Annotated in this window: 16 protein-coding genes, 1 other RNA gene and 2 pseudogenes; 3 read left to right on the top strand and 16 right to left on the bottom strand. The window is 35.3% G+C overall.

Features of this window, described 5'->3' with window-relative positions; genetic code table 11:
* Positions 1-26: 26 nt before the first annotated feature.
* Positions 27-1,154: an N-acetyl-alpha-D-glucosaminyl L-malate synthase BshA gene (gene bshA / locus AC0L3Q_RS12050; RefSeq protein ID WP_473286785.1), complete on the bottom strand. Its 1,128-nt coding sequence runs from the start codon at positions 1,152-1,154 to the stop codon at positions 27-29.
* A gap of 149 nt (positions 1,155-1,303) precedes the next feature.
* Positions 1,304-1,604, bottom strand: an RNA gene (gene rnpB, locus AC0L3Q_RS12045) — RNase P RNA component class A.
* Positions 1,605-1,710: 106 nt separating this feature from the next.
* Between rnpB and AC0L3Q_RS12040 the strand changes: the two genes are divergently transcribed.
* Together AC0L3Q_RS12040 and AC0L3Q_RS12035 are read left to right on the top strand one after the other, a co-directional pair.
* Entirely contained in the window at positions 1,711-3,525 is a 1,815-nt protein-coding gene (locus tag AC0L3Q_RS12040; RefSeq protein WP_473286783.1) for a DNA polymerase III subunit gamma/tau, read from the top strand.
* Positions 3,526-3,642: 117 nt separating this feature from the next.
* Positions 3,643-4,224, top strand: a complete 582-nt coding sequence (locus AC0L3Q_RS12035; protein ID WP_073313318.1) for a MiaE family protein — start codon at positions 3,643-3,645, stop codon at positions 4,222-4,224.
* Positions 4,225-4,282: 58 nt separating this feature from the next.
* Here AC0L3Q_RS12035 and AC0L3Q_RS12030 read toward each other — a convergent pair whose 3' ends face one another.
* From AC0L3Q_RS12030 to AC0L3Q_RS12015, 4 genes and pseudogenes are all read right to left on the bottom strand, one after another.
* On the bottom strand, positions 4,283-4,840 hold the full coding sequence (locus AC0L3Q_RS12030; protein ID WP_473286781.1) for a porin family protein: 558 nt from the start codon (positions 4,838-4,840) through the stop codon (positions 4,283-4,285).
* 66 nt (positions 4,841-4,906) lie between these two features.
* Positions 4,907-5,805 (bottom strand): annotated as a pseudogene (locus AC0L3Q_RS12025) (Ppx/GppA phosphatase family protein).
* A 5-nt stretch (positions 5,806-5,810) separates the two neighbouring features.
* On the bottom strand, positions 5,811-7,913 hold the full coding sequence (gene ppk1, locus AC0L3Q_RS12020) for a polyphosphate kinase 1 (protein ID WP_473286779.1): 2,103 nt from the start codon (positions 7,911-7,913) through the stop codon (positions 5,811-5,813).
* A 2-nt stretch (positions 7,914-7,915) separates the two neighbouring features.
* Positions 7,916-8,401 (bottom strand): SixA phosphatase family protein, encoded by a 486-nt coding sequence (locus AC0L3Q_RS12015; protein WP_473286777.1) that lies wholly within the window; start codon positions 8,399-8,401, stop codon positions 7,916-7,918.
* Between the two features lie 382 nt (positions 8,402-8,783).
* Between AC0L3Q_RS12015 and AC0L3Q_RS12010 the strand changes: the two genes are divergently transcribed.
* A complete protein-coding gene (locus tag AC0L3Q_RS12010) occupies positions 8,784-10,985 on the top strand; it encodes an OmpA family protein (protein WP_473286776.1) in 2,202 nt (733 codons plus the stop codon).
* Between the two features lies 1 nt (position 10,986).
* Here the strand turns inward: AC0L3Q_RS12010 and pdxH are convergent, their stop codons facing one another.
* From pdxH to AC0L3Q_RS11960, 10 genes and pseudogenes are all read right to left on the bottom strand, one after another.
* A complete protein-coding gene (pdxH, locus tag AC0L3Q_RS12005) occupies positions 10,987-11,631 on the bottom strand; it encodes a pyridoxamine 5'-phosphate oxidase (protein WP_473286775.1) in 645 nt (214 codons plus the stop codon).
* Positions 11,632-11,700: 69 nt separating this feature from the next.
* The gene (locus tag AC0L3Q_RS12000) at positions 11,701-12,606 is read right to left on the bottom strand and encodes a ribonuclease Z (protein ID WP_073313263.1); all 906 of its coding nucleotides are present in this window, start codon (positions 12,604-12,606) and stop codon (positions 11,701-11,703) included.
* A gap of 57 nt (positions 12,607-12,663) precedes the next feature.
* A complete protein-coding gene (locus AC0L3Q_RS11995; RefSeq protein ID WP_473286773.1) occupies positions 12,664-13,125 on the bottom strand; it encodes a thioredoxin family protein in 462 nt (153 codons plus the stop codon).
* A gap of 52 nt (positions 13,126-13,177) precedes the next feature.
* Positions 13,178-13,510 (bottom strand): ribonuclease Z, encoded by a 333-nt coding sequence (locus AC0L3Q_RS11990; protein ID WP_473286771.1) that lies wholly within the window; start codon positions 13,508-13,510, stop codon positions 13,178-13,180.
* 3 nt (positions 13,511-13,513) lie between these two features.
* Positions 13,514-14,442, bottom strand: a pseudogene (locus AC0L3Q_RS11985) (aspartate carbamoyltransferase catalytic subunit).
* A gap of 37 nt (positions 14,443-14,479) precedes the next feature.
* Positions 14,480-15,019 carry a bifunctional pyr operon transcriptional regulator/uracil phosphoribosyltransferase PyrR gene (pyrR, locus tag AC0L3Q_RS11980; RefSeq protein ID WP_073313253.1) on the bottom strand — a complete coding sequence of 180 codons (540 nt, stop codon included), beginning with the start codon at positions 15,017-15,019 and terminating at the stop codon, positions 14,480-14,482.
* A 146-nt stretch (positions 15,020-15,165) separates the two neighbouring features.
* The gene (gene rpsA / locus AC0L3Q_RS11975; protein ID WP_073313251.1) at positions 15,166-16,965 is read right to left on the bottom strand and encodes a 30S ribosomal protein S1; all 1,800 of its coding nucleotides are present in this window, start codon (positions 16,963-16,965) and stop codon (positions 15,166-15,168) included.
* A 211-nt stretch (positions 16,966-17,176) separates the two neighbouring features.
* A complete protein-coding gene (locus AC0L3Q_RS11970) occupies positions 17,177-18,538 on the bottom strand; it encodes a TlpA family protein disulfide reductase (RefSeq protein ID WP_473286770.1) in 1,362 nt (453 codons plus the stop codon).
* A gap of 67 nt (positions 18,539-18,605) precedes the next feature.
* Positions 18,606-20,570 (bottom strand): OmpA family protein, encoded by a 1,965-nt coding sequence (locus tag AC0L3Q_RS11965; RefSeq protein ID WP_473286768.1) that lies wholly within the window; start codon positions 20,568-20,570, stop codon positions 18,606-18,608.
* Positions 20,571-20,683: 113 nt separating this feature from the next.
* Entirely contained in the window at positions 20,684-21,598 is a 915-nt protein-coding gene (locus AC0L3Q_RS11960) for a PorP/SprF family type IX secretion system membrane protein (RefSeq protein WP_473286767.1), read from the bottom strand.
* Between the last annotated feature and the right edge of the window lie 3 nt (positions 21,599-21,601).

Genomic DNA, 21,601 nt, shown 5'->3' with positions numbered 1-21,601 from the left:
ATATAACAAAACAATATAAATCGTTCCTAAGTCATTGCTAATGCACCTTCGTATAAAGCAATGTATTTAGGAACGATTTCGTTTACATCAAATGTTTTTGCTTCTTTGTATGCATTCTCCTTAAACTGTTCTAGTACATCGTCATCTTTAAGAATTTTAATCGCGTTTGCTGACATTTCTTCAACATCACCAACATTACTTAGGTACCCTGATACCCCATGACGATTTACTTCTGGAATTCCTCCAGCATTACTTGATATAACAGGCACTTTATTCACCATAGCTTCTAAGGCCGCTAAACCAAAGCTCTCTCGTTCTGAAGGTAGCAAGAATAGATCCGAAAAGCACAAGATCTTATCAATCTCATTGCTATTACCGAGAAAGATCACCTTATCCTTAATACCCAGCTCTTTACACTTCTGTTCTGCCGGTTTACGCTCTGGTCCTTCTCCAACCATCAACAATTTGGCTGGCATTTCTTTTTGAATATTATTAAAGATATCTATGATATCTGTAATTCTTTTTACTGGTCTAAAATTACTAATATGGGTCACAATACGTTCCTCTGGTGCTGCCATAACCTCTCTTTGGCAATCGGTAAAGCTAGTTTTTTGTTGGCTTACATCAATAAAGTTTGGAACTACCTTAATATCCTGTTTGATATTGAACAAACGCAAAGTATCGTCTTTCAAACTTTGCGAAACCGAGGTAACGATATCACTATTGTTAATACTGAAAGTAACTGCTGGTTTATAGTTTGGATGATTACCTACTAATGTTATATCGGTACCGTGAAGCGTGGTTAGCATCGGGATATAAATTCCTTCTTCCTCTAGCATCTTTTTGGCCATATACCCTGCATAAGCATGTGGTATTGCGTAATGTACATGTAGAACATCTATATTATGTTTCTTAATGATACCCACAAGCTTACTGGATAAAGCCAACTCATAGGGTTGATATAAAAATAGCGGATAGGTTGGAACATGAACCTCATGAAAATGAATGTTAGGATTTAACAAATCCAAGCGTACAGGCTGTTTATAGGTAATAAAATGAACTTCATGGTTCAATTTTGCCAAGGCAATACCTAACTCGGTAGCCACTACTCCACTACCTCCAAAAGTAGGGTAACAAACAATCGCAATTTTCATAGGGTCAATTTCTTTGCCGCACAAGGTACAAGAAATTTAGTATAGCCCATTGTTAAAGTAGTTGTAAAACTTATTTGACCTTGACACGGAGCATTTGTACGAATGAAACTAAGCTTTTGTGTGAGAAACATTATTTACAAAAACTAAAATAAAAAAGCAGATCATAAGCCGGATTCTGTCACCGTCAAAAGACGGGCCTTATCATTTATCTAGGCCAGTAATTACTTACTAGCTCCAACCGCCTACCCTCCAACATTGGGCGCGCAACCCTCAAAAGTTGGTTTACATGGCGTTGCACCGCATAGAGTTTACCTGATTTCACTACAGCATTACCTGTACATTCTTTCTGTTGCACTTGTCCTCGTCTTACAACGGACGGGCGTTACCCGCTATGCTGCGCTATGGTGTCCGGACTTTCCTCGACAGCGTCGCGATAAGGTGATCTGCTTGCTGCAAAAATATTATAAATTCAATAAGTACAACAGCTGTTAATAACTAAATATAAAAACCAAATCCTGAAATGTAATTTATGCTTGCAATTTTTAACTTTGTAACGATGGAACACTTTATAGTATCTGCACGGAAATATAGACCTCAAACCTTCAAGGATGTTGTAGGGCAGCAGGCTATTACCAATACTTTGCTGAATGCTATAGAAAACAACCATTTGGCGCAGGCTTTGCTATTTACTGGTCCAAGAGGAGTTGGTAAAACCTCATGTGCAAGAATATTGGCAAAAACAATCAATCAAGATGGAAACGAACATCCAGATGAAGATTTTGCATTCAATATTTTTGAGCTTGATGCCGCTTCCAACAACTCTGTAGACGATATTCGGAATCTTATTGATCAGGTACGTATTCCTCCACAAGTAGGAAAATACAAAGTCTATATCATCGATGAGGTTCATATGTTATCCCAAGCTGCTTTTAATGCGTTCCTAAAGACATTAGAAGAACCTCCAAAGCACGCTATTTTTATATTAGCTACCACAGAAAAGCATAAGATCATTCCAACGATTTTATCGAGATGTCAAATCTTTGATTTCAAAAGAATCACGGTAACTGATGCCAAAAATCATCTGATGCAGGTTGCAGCTCAAGAAGGAATTAATGCCGATGAAGATGCGTTGCAAATTATTGCGCAAAAGGCGGATGGGGCGATGCGAGATGCGTTGTCTATTTTTGATCGGGTTGTTAGTTTCAGTGGTAAAAACTTAACCAGACAAGCGGTAACCGAAAATTTGAACGTACTGGATTACGAGACCTATTTTAAGGCTACCGATTTGATTTTACAAAATAATATTCCTCAATTACTTATTGAGTTTAATCATATTCTAGCTCAAGGATTTGATGGGCACCATTTTATTGCAGGATTAGCCTCTCATTTCAGAGATCTTTTGGTCTGCAAAAATCAAGCTACCATTAATCTTTTGGAAGTAGGAGAACAAACCAAAACAAAATATCTGGAGCAATCTCAAAAAGCATCACACACCTTTCTTATAAAAGGAATTGAATTGGCCAATGATTGTGATCTGAAATATAAAACCAGTCGTAATCAAAGATTACTGGTTGAACTATGTTTGATGCAGCTTGCCTCTATCCTTACTCCGGATGGAGAAAAAAATGACAAACCCTACATAATTCCTCCTTCTTATTTCAAAGAAAAAGGTATCCAACCCATAAAAATTAATCAAGAGATTAAAGAGAAGGTTGAAACGAAGCCTGTTCCTAATACAGACCCGGTACCTGAACCCATTCCTGTTGCAGTAGAAACAACAGATAGTAATATTCAGGAAAAAGAAAATGTTCAAACCATAGATCGAGAAGTAAGTAGTACAGAAAGTGACATGGTTACTCAAACACCTGCCGCTGAAACTAAAAATAATCTTTCTATATCTTCTCCTCGTAAAAAGACTTCGGGATTATCCTTGAGTAGTATTCGTAAAAAGAAAGAACATCAGGAAAAGAAAGTAGACAGTATTGTAGATCCGAACTCTTTACCGCATGATGAGTTTACAGAATCTGAAATGAAAGATGCCTGGATCGAATATGGTAAATTGCAAGATAAGAAGGGAGAACGTATTATCGGTTCTATGTTTGCAATGAATGTACCAAGTATGAATAGTGAAGGTAAAATTCAGGTAGAGCTTCCAAATCAATCTATGAAAGTAGATTTGGAGAATGCGCTCCCTGGTTTATTTCAGTTCTTATACAGGAAATTAAACAACTATAGCATCGAACTTGTTATTCATGTTAATGAAGAAGCTTCCAAAAAATATGCTTTTACCCCTCAAGACAAATACGAGAAGTTAAAAGAGAAAAATCCACTTATTGATAAGCTACGATCTCTGTTTGACTTAGATCTTTAGATCTACAACTACTCCCTTTTTTTAAATCCACTTTTTTTAGAAGTTCTACAGGATAAGTATCTTTGCTAATACATTTATGGCCCCATATGTCCTGATGGCTAATTAAAAAATAAAAAGATGCTAGGTTTAAAACTTCCTACCGATCCAAGATGGGTAAACATTGTTGAAAAGAATATTGAAGAGATCTTAACGGATCATGCGTTTTGCGAGCAAAAAGCGGCTTCTACTGCAATTTCTTTAATTGTAAGTTTTCCTGAATATACTGACTTGGTTCAAGAAATGACCAAATTGGTAAAAGAAGAAATTAGTCATTTCAAAATGGTACATGATAAAATTATTGCTCGGGGATGGACTTTAGGTAGAGATAGAAAGGATGAGTATGTCAACAAATTACTGAAGTTTTTCCCTAAAGGAGGAAGTAGAGAAACTCACTTGGTACATCGCTTATTATATGCTGCGCTTATTGAAGCCAGAAGTTGTGAGCGATTCAAATTGCTTTCTGAAGAACTTGAAGATCAAGAGCTAGCCAAGTTCTATAGAGACCTTATGGTAAGCGAAGCCAATCATTATACGATGTTTCTGAATTTTGCCCGTAAGTACGGAAAACGAGAAGAAGTAGATAAAAAATGGCAAGATCTCCTCGAATTCGAAGCAGAAATCATGAAAGATCTCGGTACCAAAGAAACAATACATGGTTAAACAAAAAAGAGACTTGTTATTTATAAGTCTCTTTTTTGTTTATATCGTCTACAATTTATTATAATTTATATCCAAAGGAAAGTTGTATAACACTGTTATTCCCATCTGCTCCTCCGGTTACACCCTCATCATCGAAAACATTAGACAACCCAAAGTCATAACGAAGATCTGCAAAGAAATTCTCGGTAATGTTGACTCCGATTCCGGCAACCGCAGCAAAATCAAAAGTATTGAAGTTGGCATCTATACCAGCGTTGTCTTCCCATTCCCATATTTTAAGCCCTACCTGAGGCCCAATATGAACATTAAAAATGTTTGTAAAATTGTACTTGAAGAACAAGGGAAGTTTTAAATAATCCACACGAAGTGCTTCATCATCATTTCCTTGAGAAGAATACTGCAATTCTGGTTGAAAACTTATTCGATCCTTGATAGGATATTCGGCCAGAAAACCAACCACAAAACCGAATCGATTATCTTCCAGGTTTTCTGGAATATCATCAGAACTGATTGAACTAAGATTTGCTCCCAGACGAACTCCATACGTTTTTTCTTGTGCTAATACTCCTGAAAGAGTGAATAAAAAGATACCAACGTAAAGTAAAGTTTTTTTCATAGTAAATATGTGTTTAATTACAATATCAGGGGGAAATCTGGCAGTAAATATACAGATTTTATGGAATTATTTGTCTTTCAATTTTTCATTGTACAAGGATTTAATGATCCCATCCGATAATCCGATCTTTGGAACGTAAATATCTTTGGCTCCGCTCCATTTCATAGCGGACAGATAAATTCTTGCTGCGGGCACAATTACATCGGCTCTATCCTGATTCAAATTAAGCTCCCATATCCGTTCTTCGTAAGTCAACGAATTCAAAAGTTTGTAATACGAACTGAGATATAAGAATGATAAGGGTTTCCCCATGCTTTTTCCGCTATTCTTGAAAATATTATTGATATTCCCTCCAGAACCGATCAAAGATATCCGTTGATAATCTTGGGTAATGTCTTGTATCCAATTTTGGACTTCATTCCAGGTTTGATCCGGAACCAAATTGTTGAGCAATCTTACCGTCCCTAATTTGAAGGATCTTGAAGTCACTGTATTTCCGTTATGATATAGCGTAAACTCTGTACTCCCCCTCCTACATCAACATAGAGATAAGAAGCATCAGTATTGATCAATTGATGAAGATCTGTCATGGCAATAATTGCGGCTTCATCTTTTCCATCAATAATATCGATTTGAATTCCAGTTTGATCTTTTATCAATTGCACAAGTTCTTTCCCATTTTCTGCTTCACGCATTGCGGAGGTAGCACAAGCCTTGTATCGCACTACTTTGTGCGTTTTCATAAGCAATTGATACGCTTGCATGGTATCAAGCATTCGGGCAATATTTGCTTCAGAAACTCTTTTATCTTTAAATACATCAGCTCCTAATCGTATCGGAACACGAACTAAACTAGTTTTTTTGAATCTAGTGGCCTTTCCTTCTTCTTCGTGAACACTGCTTATTAATAATCTAATTGCATTCGAACCGATATCAATGGCTCCGTATTTCTCTATTGTCAACAAAATAATTAATTTCCTAGTTTCTGTAAATAGTAATCATAGGTAGCAACCTGTGATCTTATTTTTTCTTTTTCGTTTCGAATGTAAGCATTATCCTGATCTTTAGAAAGAATCCTGGCTTTTACATTATCGTTCCAGGAGATATCAAAAGTTTCCATAAGTTCTAATTTGATATCTTCGTCGTAGATAGGACATGAGATTTCGACTCTTCGATCTAGATTTCGAGTCATCCAGTCTGCAGATGAAATATACACTTTAGGATCCCCTCCATTCTCAAAAATGAGTAATCGTGGATGTTCCAAAAATTTATCTACTATACTGATAGCTCTTATATTCTCGCTCATTCCGGGGATACCTGGGATTAAGCAGCAAATTCCGCGAATAATTAAATCTATTTTTACCCCAGCTCTACTGGCTTCATATAACTTATCAATCATATCATAGTCACTAAGACTATTGAGTTTCAATCGTATTCTTGCTGGCAATCCATTTCCACTATTCGTGATTTCGTTATCAATCAATTTTACCAAAGAGGATCGCGTGTAATGTGGGGATAACAAAAGGTGTTTGTATCTATTGACTTTGTAATTGATTTCAAAAAACTTAAATACCCGATTGGTTTCCTTAAGAATTGCTTCATTTGTGGTAAACAAGGTATAATCTGTATATATCTTGGCTGTAGACTCATTAAAATTACCGGTACTTATAAAACCGTATCTCTTGGTTTTCCCTTTTTCTTCGCGTTCTATAACACAAGCTTTACAATGCACTTTAAGTCCGGTAACTCCAAAATTAAGATGTACGCCTTCTCGTTGCATCTGTTCTGCATATCTAATATTGGCCGCCTCATCAAACCTGGCTTGCAGTTCAATTTGTACCGTTACCTTTTTCCCATTTTTTACAGCATTAATCAAAGAACTGGCGATATGAGAAATACTAGCCAGTCGGTATATAGTAATTTTTATACTTTTTACTTTAGGATCAATAGCGGATTCTCTTAAAAACTTTACCGTGTAAGAAAACGTATGGTAAGGGGTGTATTGAAGAAAATCCTTTTTCGCAATTTTATCTAACAAACTACCTTGCAATGGTAGACCAGGAATGGTAAGAGGTTGCATGGTTTGATAAGTGAGTTCAGGATTTCCCAAATCAGGAAAGCGCATATAATCTCTTCGGTTGTGGTATCTACCTCCAGGGATAATACTATCGGTATTATCAATTTCCATTTTCTCCATCAGGAATTCTAACGTATCCTTTTCGATCTCTTTATCATAAACGAATCGAACAGGTTCTCCATCCCTTCTGGATTTTACACTACTAGATATTTTTTGGATAAAACTTTTACTAAGATCATTATCAAAATCTAACTGCGCATCTCTTGTGATTTTAATCATATGTGTAGATGCACTTACATAGTCAAAAATGCTGAAGTTAATGCGCATACAGTACCTAATCAAATCGTCAAGAATGATAATATACTGTTTCCCATCTTTTTCTGGTAAGACCACAAATCGGTCCATGTTTTTAGGGATTTCTATAAGTGCATATATCTTCTCTTTGGTCGTTTGTTGTAAAATCTTGGAAATCCTTCCTTCTTTGGGAATTCGTTCTTTCAATACAAGTTTTACTGCCAAATACGCAACACTATCCTTTAGATGGGGAAACTCTTCAAGGTCATTCAAAATATAGGTCACCAAAGCGGGACTTACTTTACTCACAAAGTAATTACGAATAAACTGATCTTGATCCTCATTCACTTGATCTTCGTTAATAATAAAGATATTACGAGATTCCAGCTTTTTGCCAATGGTATCAATGGTTTTTAAACTCTCTGCCTGTTGTTTAATTACGATCTTAGTGATTCTTTCCAACAGATTACTTGCCGTGGTTCCTTTCAAGACATTCTTACCATCTTTTCCAGCCAAATCGATCCTTTTGATCGTAGCATAGCGTACTTTAAAGAATTCATCTAAGTTATTAGAAAATATCCCGATAAAACGTAAACGTTCCACCAAGGGAACACTATCATCTGCAGCTTCTTGTAATACTCTTGCATTAAACTGCAACCAGCTTAACTCTCTATTAATATACTGATTGTTAAATAATTCCATATTTATCGTAAAGATTTAGGAAAAACCATAAGAACGATTTTTCCTACAGAAATTTGATCCCATTGCTCCTCTTCAAACTCAATACCAACAGCTCCAGCGGTAGGTAGGTTATCAATACTTTGATCCCCTAATAAATTTACTATCGAAGTGAATGCATGGTTGTGACCAAAAATAAGAAGCGTATTGATCTTATTCTTGCAGTTTTTAATTACTTCCAAAACTTTATTTCCACCAAAATCATAAAGATCTGGTTCTAAACGAAATACATCTTTATCGATCGACAGATTATCCAAAACAATTTGTGAAGTCTTATATGCCCGTTCCGCAGGGCTACTTAGTACCAAATCTATAGGTTTTACAAGGGTTTTCAGATGTTTCCCAATTAATTCGGCATCTCTAATCCCTCTATTACTTAATGGCCTTTGGTCATCAGGAACATCGTAATCCCAAGAAGATTTGGCATGTCTAATGATATATAAAGTTTTCATGATTTCTATACTATAAGTGGCAAAAATGAGTTATGTAATACAAGTTTACTAATTCGCATTCAATAATTGCTATAACCTAGAATAAAATAACCGTTAAATCAAAAAATTAATTTGATCTGTTTTATTGTGATATAACGATGAATTGCTGTTAAAAGACAAGAACAAGAAGTAATAAGGTGCGATAAACAAGTGAATATGAAGTCGATAGAGGGCTGGTTTTGATCGATAAAAATTGTATTTACATCGAAAACCTGTGTTTTTTCTTATTTATGTAAATGTTAAAATTTAAATTTACATACGGTTTTCCCTTAATTAGGAGTGCTTCCCCCAAGCAAAACTCGCACGAATTAAGTCAAAATGCAAGGGCTAAAAAACTAGAAAAGTGGAAAAAGAGATTATGAAGAAAGGAAATCTTTTTGGATTACGAAGCTTAAACCTACTAATGGTTGCTGCAATTTTTTGCGGTTCATCTATGTACGGACAAGTAGAGGTTCCTTTAGAAAAAAGGGCCGAATTTACTTTCAAGGGGGATTTTAAGTTTGTTTCCAATACAATATTAGGAAAAGTCAGTAATGACGATGGCACTGGGGTTTTTGATCCCAACAAAAGCTACAATGATGGTGGATTGAATAATCAATTCAGAATGGGATTTATCGATATCGATAATGACCCTTCCACTTTTAATTCCAGTAGTGCGGATCTTATTATTGACACAGAATGTAGCACCATAAGGCACGTTGGTCTTTATTGGACTGCTTCGTATGCCGACGAAAATCGAACTGAAGATATTACTTCTATAAAAATTAAGTATCCAGGTCAAAGTGAATACGCTACTATTACGGATGGTAAAATTATTCATGATTATTACAACGATTCTGAAGCATTGTTTAAGCAGTATTCTTGCTATAAGGATATAACAGAAGATGTACTAAACTTAAAGAATCCGCTAGGAACCTATACCTTAGCTAATATCCCTGCCACTACTTCTGAAGTAAATGACGATGCAACTCTTGGAAATGGATTAGCGGGAGGTTGGACTATGGTTGTAATTTACGAAGACCATGCCAAACCTAGAAAAAGATTTTATGTATATGATGGTTTCGTAAATATAGATTCTAAATCCAAACCCGTTGCTTTTTCATTCAACAACTTCCAAACAATACCTAATGGTGCAGTTCATGGAAAAATTGGTGTAATTGCTTACGAAGGAGATAAAGGAATTCGTGGAGATCGTTTTCAAGTAATGTCTAATGAGACGAACAAATACAAGAGTCTTGCAGATGGTACAAATCCTATGAATAATTTCTTTAATGCGAATATTACTGAGAATGGAAGAAATGTTAAAACTAGGGTTCCTGCTAGTCAGAATACGCTTGGTTATGATGCTGACTTATTCGATATTAAAAATGTAAGAAATAGTATTATAGGTAATAATCAAACGGAAGCTAAATTTAGATTAAAGACCGATAACGATGGATACTCTGTAATGGCAGTAGCTTTTAGTGTAGACATCTACGAGCCTGCTATACATATCATTAAAAGGTCTAAGTTTACCGATAATAACAGATATATTCATCCAGAGGATGTATTAGCGCCTAAGCAAGAGATAACATATCACCTTACTATTCATAACGAAGGTAATGATGATGCGAAGAACACTATTATTAAAGATGTTCTTCCCAAAAATGTTATTTTTTCTGAAAAGTCTTTAGAACTACCTAAACGTGTTAAGGCGAAATTCGATAAGAACACCAGAACTATTTTGTTCACTATCCCTAATAAAATGGTGAAAATAGATAGTGAGCCTTTCCATATATCTTACAATGTAACAGTAGATACTAGTTGCGAATCTATTGAAACCATAGACGACATTACCGTAGTTGACCAACCTGTTACTGCAGAGTTTAATGGATCATTGAATGAAACAATAAAGTACTCTAAAGGATATAATCACATTAACAAATGTGACTTGCCAGATTACTATCAGTTCAAATTGGCAATCGACATAAGTACACTAAATTGTCCTAACGCTAGCAGCCTTGTTGCTATACCAAAGAAGAAACTAGATCACGACATTGCTCAGGTTACTCCTGGGGATTTTGATAAAACAGACAAGTCTTCGAATACTAAAAGTGGAGGAATTACACCTGGTGATATCGTGCAAAGCTCTACTCCACCAAAAACAGATTTGGAAGCAAATTCAAAACTAGATAAGACCATAAATGATCTTATTAATTTGAATGAGATCTATTTCGAATTTGATAAATGGGATATTACTGAAAGAGCAGAACTAGAACTAAATAAAATTGTTGAATTGATGACCAAGGACTATCCAGATATGGTGATCAAGATCGAAACTCATTCAGATAGTAGAGGTAATCATGATTATAACCTTGATTTATCCCAAAAAAGAGCAGAGTCTATTTACAACTATTTAGTAAGTCAAAACGTTTCCAGAAATAGAATTTTATCTTATGTTGGATTTGGAGAAACGCGTCCAGTTAACGATTGTCTTGATGGTCAAGATTGTAACGAAGAAGAGTATCGTAAAAACAGAAGATCAAATTTTGTAATTATGGATTAAATCATGGAGAAAGTCTTTTGGTAATCCACTGGTCACTTTCTTTTTGATAACGTATGCGATCGTGTAAACGATTTGCTCTACCTTGCCAAAACTCGAATTCTGAAGGAATAATTTGATAACCACCCCAAAATGAGGGTTTAGGAATGTCTTTCCCTTCAAATTTGTTTTCCAATGATTGCAATTGGTTTTCTAGTACCGTTCTTGAATTGATGATTTCGCTTTGTTGTGAAGCCCAGGCCCCTAATTGACTGCCTCTTGGTCTTGATCTGAAATAGGATTCACTCTTTTCTTCGGATACTTTTTCTACCCTCCCCTTTATGATTACTTGTCGCTCCAGGTTAGGCCAAAAAAAGGAAATACATACTTTATTATTACTATCCATGGCCTTGGCTTTCTCAGACTCGTAGTTGGAGTAAAAAATAAAACCGGTATGATCAAATTCTTTTAATAAAACTACTCTTGCTTTTGGGAATCCATCTAGTCCCAATGTAGTTAAAGTCATTGCATTGGTCTCCTCAACTCCTCCACTTTCTTCTACCTCTTTAAACCAATCTGAAAACAACTGAAATGGTGAATCCTGAAGATTTTCTTCCTCCAGTGTATGTTTTTCATAAGACTTACGATAGTTGGTCAGATCCCGATTCATAGTAACAATTTATAAGCGCAAGTTACCTATTTTATAGAATCAGTACTAACAACAATTCTTATTATTTCTTTAAAATTCGAAGACTTTTCCGTCGTCAGCTACTTCTACATGATCAAAAACAGTATTTGCTTCATCTTTGAATATTTCGATATTTTCATATCGTGTAGAGTAATGACCTAATATCAAAGTGCCTACATTAGCTTTTTGAGCTATTGTAGCCGCTTCGATCGCAGAACTATGCCCGGTTTTGGCACATAAATGTTTATGACTTTCGAGAAATGTAGATTCATGATATAATACCGTTACCTCTTTGATTTGTTCAATTTTGGCTTCATCATAACGAGTGTCACTGCAAAAAGCATAGCTTTTTACTGGTCTTGGATCTAGAGTTAACTCTGAATTTGGTATTACTTCACCATTTTCCAGAACTACATCCTTTCCTTTCTTAATGGAACGGTAATATGCAATATCAATATCATAATTTTGAACCTTACTCAAAACCAACTGTCGTTCTCCTGGCTTTTCACGAAACAAAAACCCATTACAATATACACGATGCTGAAGTGGAATAGTTTGCACCGTTACTTTTTCGTCCTCGAATATTATTTCAGGACCGGTATGAGTCAATTCGTGAAAGTGCAACGGAAAATCAGTCCAGGAATTAGATAGTTTCAGCTGTAAAGTGATCGCTTCTTTAATTCCTTGTGGTCCATAGATATGCAAAGGAGTATCTCTACCTAACAATCTAAATGTAGAAACCAAACCGATGAGGCCAAAAAAATGATCCCCATGCAAATGAGAAATAAAAATGTGCTTGATTCTTGAAAACTTGACCTTGTTTCTTCGCAACGCCACCTGTGTTCCTTCTCCACAATCAATTAAAAAGATATGATTGTTTATTTCAAGTACCTGAGATGTAGGATTAGTAAATGTTCTTGGTGTTGCAGAGTAACACCCTAATATTGTAAGTTTCAAAATTTATTTCACTATTGTATTATCAAAGCGTGAATATAGCGCAATCTCTATTAGAAATCAATATTGATCAAAAGAATCAAAAGAGGTAAGTAATGAAATATAACCGTGTACATCCAAATCTCTTCTGTAACCTGTTGCTCCCAGTACAACACCTTCTTTATTAAGAATTAGAATGGCAGGAAAAACCATCTTCTTATTATATCGGCTGGCAAGCGCTTTATTCTTTTGCTTTTGTTCTTTAGATATTCTGTTTTTCTTTCTTCTAGGGAAATCTGCTTTTAACCAAACATATTTTTGTTGAGTGAAATCTGCAAATTCTTGAGTAGACAGGATTTTCTTTTCCAGTTTGATACAAGGAGGACACCAATCCGAACCTGTAAAAAACAAAACAATTTTTTGGTCTTTTTCTTTGGCTACTGCCAAAGCTTCATCCAGATCATATTTCCAGTCCTGGGCAATACCCTTGAAACTGAAACCTAAAAAAAATATAAATACGAAAAAAGGGGCTAGTTTATTCATATTAACTAAGACGCAATGCTAAACAAAACATTACAAAAAATATAAAAATTTCTTAAAACTCTAAATCTCGTTCAATTTCTTCCATCTCTACCAGATCATAAGCTTCCTGAAGCGTAGGCACAATGGTAATCTCTTCAGAAATATCATCATAAGACAATTTATCGGTAACAATAACGAATGAATGTTTTCCGGCCTTATGTTGATTAGATATTCTCAAGAACTCATTCACATCTGCCACAGAAAGATCCTTTAATGAAAATAAATTAATAATAAGATTATCGTTTTTAAGCGTTTCATACTTATCTTCAAGACCCTTGACAAATTCGATTATGGTAGTCTTTTCTTGTGTGATTATGGTTGTAGAACCATCTTTATTAAAAATCATAAGTTATCGTTTAATTTTAGAAGCTAACAGATAAATCACTGCCATTCTCACTGCTACTCCATTCTGAACCTGATCCAAAATAATGGCTTGATCCGAATCAGCAACATCACTCGTGATTTCTACGCCACGATTGATGGGTCCTGGATGCATTATTACAATTTCTTTATTAAGACTATCAAGTAATTTTTTATTCACCCCAAATTGTTGGGTATACTCTCGAGTAGAAGGGAAATAACTAATTTCCATTCTTTCATTCTGTACTCTAAGCATATTTGCGATATCACACCATTCTAGTGCTTTTCGCAAATTTGTTTCTACCTCTACCCCTAGTTTTTCAATATATTTAGGAATCAAGGTTTTAGGTCCGCAAACTTTTACTTCTGCTCCCTGTAATTTGAGCGCAAAAATATTAGAAAGTGCTACTCTGGAATGCAAAATGTCACCCACAATTACCACTTTTTTGCCTGCCACTTCTCCCAAACGCTCTCTTATAGAATACGAATCCAATAGGGCTTGTGTTGGATGTTCGTGTGCACCATCACCAGCATTAACAATACTCGCATCCACATGTTTTGACAAGAAAACACCGGCCCCAGGGTTAGGATGTCTCATCACTACCATATCTACCTTCATCGAAAGTATATTATTCACTGTATCGATAAGGGTTTCTCCCTTTTTACCGATGAAGAGGCCGCAGAGAAATTGATAACATCTGCAGAGAGTCTTTTTTCAGCAAGTTCAAAAGACAATCTTGTTCTGGTACTGTTTTCAAAGAACAAATTAGCAATGGTAATATCTCTTAATGAAGGGACTTTTTTGATGGGTCTATTGATCACTTCTTTAAAGTGATCTGCCGTCTCAAAAATAAGATCAATATCTTTCTTATTTAGGTATTTTATTCCCAGTAAGTGATTTACACTTAATTCGCTCATAGTATTTTATATTGCTATTCTAAAGTACTTTTGATATTTATTTACCAACCAGATAAACAGCATCTTCTCCTTCATTTTCTTTCCAATGCACCTTTACTTTTTCCTGATTGATCGCATCCACCTGTCTCCCTCTATAGTTAGGCTGAATAGGCAAATGCCTGCTAAATCGTCTATCGATTAGTGTTAATAGTTCTATTTCTGATGGTCTACCAAAGGATTGAACAGCAGTAAGCGCGGCACGAATACTTCTTCCGGTGTATAACACATCATCAATAAACACCACTCGCTTGTCTTCTACTACAAAATCAATATCCGTAGAGTTTGCTGCCAAAGGTTTTTCTCCTCGCCTAAAGTCATCTCTATAAAATGTAATATCCAAATACCCTAAATCTACGGTATCCAGATGATAATCATTTAATAGTATTTGTCTTATTCGGTCTGCTAAAAAAGTACCTCTAGGTTGCACACCAATAAGCACGGTGTCTTTGAAATGGGTATGATTTTCTATTAATTGACAAGCCAAACGGTGCAGTATGATATCTATTTCTTTTGCACTAAGTAGTAGTTTTTGACTCATATTCTCCAAAAGGATATTTGGAATACAAAAATAATGAAAATTTGCAATTAATCATGAGATAAGAACATAGTTTATGATAAATATATAACAAAGAAAAAAGGCTGCTCTAACGAACAGCCTTTTATGATTTAAAAAGTAAGAAAAATCTAGTTTCCTCCTTTTTCCATTTTAGCTTTAAGATCTGCTAAAGCATCAATATCACCAAGCGTAGTCTTTTCTGCCGCACTAGAGGCAGCTTTCTTAGCCGCTTGCTTAACAATCTTAGCTTCTTCTTCCTTGAATAAAGCAGTGTGAGAAGCAACTACTCTCTTGAATTCTTTACTGAATTCAATGATTTGGAATTCTGCTTCTTCTCCTTTTTTAAGCTTGCTTCCATCTTCTTTCTCTAAGTGACGAGAAGGAACAAATGCAACGATATCTTCGTTAAAATCGATAGTCGCTCCTTTGTCTACGATTTCAGCAATCTTAGCAGTGTGCTTAGTCCCTAAACCAAACTCAGTTTCGTACTTATCCCAAGGATTCTCTTCAGTTTGTTTGTGTCCTAAACTTAGTTTACGACCTTCAACATCCAATTCAAGAACGATTACATCAAGAGTATCACCAACATTAGTAAAGTCTGATGGGTGCTTGATTTTCTTAGTCCAAGAAAGGTCAGAGATATAAATCAACCCATCGATTCCTTCTTCTAACTCTACGAATACACCAAAGTTAGTAAAGTTACGTACGATACCAGAATGCTTAGATCCTACAGGGTACTTGGTAGTAATATCTGTCCATGGATCTGGAGTCAATTGTTTGATACCAAGAGACATCTTACGTTCTTCTCTATCCAAAGTAAGTACTACTGCTTCTACTTCATCTCCAACTTTTACGAAATCCTGAGCCGAACGCAAGTGAGTTGACCAAGACATTTCAGAAACGTGGATTAATCCTTCTACTCCTTCTTCTACTTCGATAAATGCACCGTAATCTGCGATTACTACTACTTTTCCTTTAACCTTATCTCCTACTTTAAGATCTTTGTCAAGAGCCTCCCATGGGTGTGGCTTCAATTGCTTAAGACCTAATTGAATACGAGTCTTAGCCTCATCAAAGTCTAAGATTACAACATTCAATTTCTGATCCAACTCAACGATCTCATTTGGATGGTTAATTCTTGACCAAGAAAGGTCAGTAATATGGATAAGTCCGTCAACTCCTCCAAGATCAACGAACACACCGTAAGAAGTAACATTCTTAACAGTACCTTCTAATACTTGACCTTTTTCTAATTGACCAATAATTTCTTTCTTCTGCTCTTCGATATCAGCTTCGATAAGAGCTTTGTGAGAAACAACAACGTTTTTGAATTCGTGGTTGATTTTTACCACTTTGAATTCCATTGTTTTTCCTACATATGCATCATAATCTCTAATTGGCTTCACATCAATTTGAGAACCTGGTAAGAACGCTTCGATTCCGAAAACGTCTACGATCATACCTCCTTTAGTTCTGCACTTTACGAAACCGTTTACGATTTCACCAGAGTCATGTGCTGCATTTACTCTATCCCATGCTTTGATTACACGAGCTTTACGGTGAGAAAGGATCAACTGACCAGTAGCGTCTTCACGTACATCAATTAATACTTCTACTTTGTCACCTACTTTTAAATCTGGGTTATAACGAAATTCATTTAACGAAATAACTCCTTCACTTTTGGCATTGATGTCGATAATAGCATCACGATCAGTAATGTTGATTACTGTTCCCATTACTACTTCGTCATTTAAAGTATCCACGAAATTTTCAGCAACCAATTTTTCAAACTCTTCTAATTTAGAGTCAGCAATAGGATCTATTCCTTCTTCGTAGTTGTGCCAGTTAAATTCTTTTAGAAATTGCTCAGGATTCGCTTGTTGCGGAGAAACTTCCTGAACGTCTGTGTTTTTTGTTTCTTCAGACATTGAAGATAAAATTTGTATTCTGTAAATATTTGAAAGTTAAAGCGAAAACTTCACAGAAGCGTTATCATTCGTTTTATAAAAACCCTTTTCTACTTTCTTACTCGCTAAAAAGGAGTGCAAAAGTACAATTTAATATATTATAAAACAACACACTAGAACAAAGATTATAAAAAAAGCCCGAATATCTCGGGCTATATGATGAATTAGAAAGCTAAATTTCTAGTTCATCAAATAGATCAATTAACTTTGGATTAGATGGTCTTGGCGCGTTGGCACTCACTATTTTTCCTTCAGGATCTACCAAAATAAATCTGGGAATACCTTTTATACCATAGTTCATTACAAAATCAGATTTCCAATCCTTATCGGCAATTAACTGAATACCTCCAAGTTCTTTCTCCTCGACCATTTGTTTCCAGGCATCGTAATCTTTTTTGCGATCGATAGAAATACTTACGAATTCTATATTTTTATCGTGATAGTTTTCTTCCAGCTTTTTCAAAAATGGAATTTCCTTTTTGCAAGGACCACACCAGGTTGCCCAAATATCCATATATACATACTTGCCTTTTAGATCTCCCAAAGCAGTAGATCCCCCTTTAAAGTTTTCATATTCAAAAGAAGGAGAAGGTTTTCCTTTGACCAGCGTTTTATAGATATTGTATTGTCTTTCAAACTCTTTTTGATGCTCATGGTTTGGAGTAGTCTTTAATACCGCGTACAATTCATCAAGTTTGTCTGAATACGCCATATAAAACGACATATTTTGTAAGAAAGCTTCTTTTATCTTACTATCAGCCGGCATCCCTCCTACTAATTCTTGTAATGCTTTTGGTGTATCATCATCATATTTTTTCTCTAAATCTGACAAGCTTCGTTGAAGATATCCTCTTACTAAATTTTTGTACTGAGGTAAGGTTTGATATTTATTTTCATCTGTAAAATCTATTTTCTTTGCTTCTTCAAAAAAATCATCCGGAAGTTCTAACTCCTCTTTTTTGGTATAGTATTTATGAGCACCTGTATAATCAAAAAGCCTTCCTACATGAGCATATGTATTGTTTAAGGTTTCTGATTGAACAAAATCAACATTCAACTGTTTCTTACTATCTAGTAAGTTTTGGATTTCGTTCTTAAGTGCTTTAGATTTTTCCTTGTATGCTTCAGGTTCTAAAGAAAAAAATGCTTTCATATCTGCAGTAACCTCTTCATTCTTCAAGTATTTCTCGGCCAAAAAGTTATTTTCACTCGATCCTACTCCTGTATAGGCAATTGATTCGTCGAATTGACTAGTATCGATGGTTAAGTTTAAATCAGCTCCTTTGGTAAGATATATAGCTGAATATTCTTTACCGATGTTATAATCGTAGTATCCTTCTACATCAATTTTTAAGGTATCAGAAAAAGTACCATCTTCTGCAATTGGAATTTTATGTTCAAAATCGTTACCGAAAATTCTAACCTCGTCAGCGTTTCCTGTTACTTTGCCAGAAAATAGAGCGTAATCCTTTTTTACTTCCTTTTGGCAAGCAACAAGAACCACACATACTAAAAGCATCCATAGTTTATTCATGAGAGTAAGTTTTTGTTTATTACCTATAAAAATACATTTATTGTTTTAATCTTATAGTTAATATGATTTAATATTTCACAATTTCAAACTCACTTCTTCTATTGGTTTGGTGCTCTTCTTCCGTACAAACCTTATCCTCGCAACTGATCAAAGGAACGGATTCCCCAAAACCAACAAATTGCATTCTTCTGGCGTTTACATAACCAATCAACGCCAAATAGTTACGTGTGGACTCTGCCCGTCTCTCTGATAATAGCTGGTTATATGATGCTGTACCACGACTATCGGTATGTGAACTAATTTTAATATATACGGTCTTATACTTTTCTAGTTTCTGCGCTAGTTTGTCCAGTACTTTTTTAGAATCTGATCGGATATTCCATTTATCGTAATCAAAATAAATTGGCGGCATTTCAAAATACAGTTTTCCATTTTTTTCAACTACAGGAGGACCTTCTCTATCATTTAATAACAGTTCTCTAAGTTTTTCTTTAGAAATCTCTTCTTCTTTGGTTCGGGTATTACTACTGGTCACCGTATTTTGATTTCTGATATTGATACTGTCTTTTACGTTTATCTGGTCGGTGTTCTCAGCAATTTTTTCTCGTTGCTTATCCCTATCCAGATAGACTACATAGGTTTCGTTCTGCTTTTCTTTTACCAAAACGGGCTTTGTTCGTGTTTTATAACCAAAAGCCGAAGCCTTGAAGTTATATTTCCCCGAAAAGAGTTTCATTTCAAAACCTGCTATAGAATCTAACTGACTTTCATACAATTTCTCATTATCTTCATCATATAAAATCACCTCTGCATTGGGAATATAACTCTCAGATGCATAATCCCTAACCTCGAAGCGAGCAATGTATTCTTTTGGAAATATTTCCCCTATTTGTGAAAATGCATAAATATCATCTCCTACTTTTTTTCTATTTGATGCAAAGAAACCATCAGTTTCGTTATAATATGCCATAGAAAAGTCATCATAACTAGAATTAATTGGCGCACCTAGATTGATAGGTTTGGTAAACTCCTCTTTTTTTAATTCTGAAACAAAATTATCCATCATTCCCAGTCCTAAATGACCATTTGACGAAAAGAATAAATGGCCTTTGTCTGAAATAAAAGGAAATTGTTCTCTGTTTTTCGTATTGATAACAGGGCCCAGATTCACTGGCTTTCCATAGGTTCCGTCAAGATCAACATCCACATAGTAAATATCAAAATCACCATAGCCACCAGGCATATTGGATGCAAAATACAATTTAGATCCATCTGGAGATAATGCTGGATGTTCTATAGAATAGTTTACATTATTGAATGCTAACTTTTCTGGGGTTGACCAGGCTCCATCTACCTTATTAGCCTTGTATAGGTGCACTGAGTTTTTCCGTAAGCTATCGAATTTTTTCTTCCCTTTTTCTGAATTACTTTTGGAGAGGTACATCGTATTCCCATCCTTGGTAAAGCAAAAATTACCTTCATGTAGCTTAGAGTTTACTTCTTTTGATAACGTCGTTGCTTCATGTGTTGGAATATTCTTTTCATTAACTGCAACCTGGTAGATATCTAAGAAAGGACGATGTGTCCATTTATAGTTTTTATCAAGTGCACTATGAGGGCTTCTATCCGTAACAAAATAGACAATACTATCCCTTTTGACTGCTCCAAAATCAGCAGCATCAGAATTAAAAGACACTGACTTCACCTTATAATCATCATCCTTCAACTTAAAATTCTCTATGGTTGAGATCACATCCTCTTTATCAACGGTATCATCGGAATTGCTGCTAGCATACAACTTCAGATAAGGAATGGACTTATCATATTCTCCTAAAGCAGACAATACCTGATACATCATAAAGTTGTACTTATTATCATAGGTTTTATCACGATCATAAAACTTTCCAGAAGTAAGCACCTTTAAATACCGATAGGCTTTTCTAAACTTAAAAGTACGATAATAGGATGTAGAGATATTATTTAATATATGCTTGGTATATCCTTCTTGATTAAGCTGTTGTTCGTATTGCAAGGCCGCATTTATATAATCACCTTGTTCAAAAAAACGATCTGCTCTACTTTTTTCTGAGAAAAAGCAAATTGAAACGTTACTAGTAGCAGTATAAATATCTTTGTCTTTGTCATCTAGAAAAATCTTGGTGAAGTATGTTGATTACCAAATCGTAGAAGGTCGAAATTATATAACAATACTATTTCATGACTCCCATCATTAAATCCGCTTAGCTCGCTTACACTAAAATCATAGGAGTACCCCACTTTGAGGTTCTGAGTAATATTGAATCCCGCAAGGGCTATAAATGAATCTGTATATCGATACGAAACCCCAAGCTCAAACTTATCATAAATCAAAGAGTTTAAGGATATATCAAATGTAAGTGGCGAATCAATAACCTGTTTTACTACAAAAGAAGGTTTTAGCTTTACTTCGTCTACAAAATCAAAAACATAACCTGCAATACCATAAATATGTGTTTTGGTTTGCGATACTCCTATTCCATCGATATCAATATCGCTCGGCAACAAATTAGGAGAAGAAACGCCAGCATAAAAATTACTAGTGAACAAGTAGACTCCAGCTCCAATATTCAATTGAGTCGTAGAGGTGTTATCTCTAAACGCGGGATCATCGGCCACATCAGACCCTGAAGGATCTATTCTGAAATTATTGATTCCTGCTTTAAGTCCGTAGGATAACTTTGCCTGGTCAGATATTCTGGTGATGTACGCAAAATCCAAATTGATATAATCATTCACTACCGGAATAGCATCTCCAATTTTATCATTTACATAATTGACACTTAATTCAATTTTTTCACTCAAAGGGATATTTCCAAAAACGTTGGTAGTCTCGGGACTTCCTTCGATCCCTGTCCACTGTCTGCGATATAGCAATCCCGTCGAGATCAAACCACTTTGATTGGTTACATACCCGGGGTTTACTGTACTCATATTGTACATGTACTGAGAATACTGAGGTTCCTGCTGTGCATACGCTACCGAGCAGAGAACCAAGGCCAAACTAAAAATTATTTTTTTCATTGA

The sequence above is a fragment of the Aquimarina sp. KJ22-3 genome, from assembly GCF_055808215.1.
This window is presented reverse-complemented; position numbering and strand designations above follow the sequence as displayed.

Bases quoted from the DNA above. Each gene is read 5' to 3' on its own strand.
- ppk1 (WP_473286779.1), bottom strand. From the start codon at position 7,913: ATGGAATTATTTAACAATCAGTATATTAATAGAGAGTTAAGCTGGTTG.
- bshA (WP_473286785.1), bottom strand. From the start codon at position 1,154: ATGAAAATTGCGATTGTTTGTTACCCTACTTTTGGAGGTAGTGGAGTA.
- AC0L3Q_RS11995 (WP_473286773.1), bottom strand. From the start codon at position 13,125: ATGAATAAACTAGCCCCTTTTTTCGTATTTATATTTTTTTTAGGTTTC.
- AC0L3Q_RS12035 (WP_073313318.1), top strand. From the start codon at position 3,643: ATGCTAGGTTTAAAACTTCCTACCGATCCAAGATGGGTAAACATTGTT.
- AC0L3Q_RS12040 (WP_473286783.1), top strand. From the start codon at position 1,711: ATGGAACACTTTATAGTATCTGCACGGAAATATAGACCTCAAACCTTC.
- AC0L3Q_RS11960 (WP_473286767.1), bottom strand. From the start codon at position 21,598: ATGAAAAAAATAATTTTTAGTTTGGCCTTGGTTCTCTGCTCGGTAGCG.
- AC0L3Q_RS12015 (WP_473286777.1), bottom strand. From the start codon at position 8,401: ATGAAAACTTTATATATCATTAGACATGCCAAATCTTCTTGGGATTAC.
- AC0L3Q_RS11970 (WP_473286770.1), bottom strand. From the start codon at position 18,538: ATGAATAAACTATGGATGCTTTTAGTATGTGTGGTTCTTGTTGCTTGC.
- AC0L3Q_RS11990 (WP_473286771.1), bottom strand. From the start codon at position 13,510: ATGATTTTTAATAAAGATGGTTCTACAACCATAATCACACAAGAAAAG.
- pdxH (WP_473286775.1), bottom strand. From the start codon at position 11,631: ATGAATCGGGATCTGACCAACTATCGTAAGTCTTATGAAAAACATACA.
- AC0L3Q_RS12030 (WP_473286781.1), bottom strand. From the start codon at position 4,840: ATGAAAAAAACTTTACTTTACGTTGGTATCTTTTTATTCACTCTTTCA.
- pyrR (WP_073313253.1), bottom strand. From the start codon at position 15,019: ATGAGTCAAAAACTACTACTTAGTGCAAAAGAAATAGATATCATACTG.
- rpsA (WP_073313251.1), bottom strand. From the start codon at position 16,965: ATGTCTGAAGAAACAAAAAACACAGACGTTCAGGAAGTTTCTCCGCAA.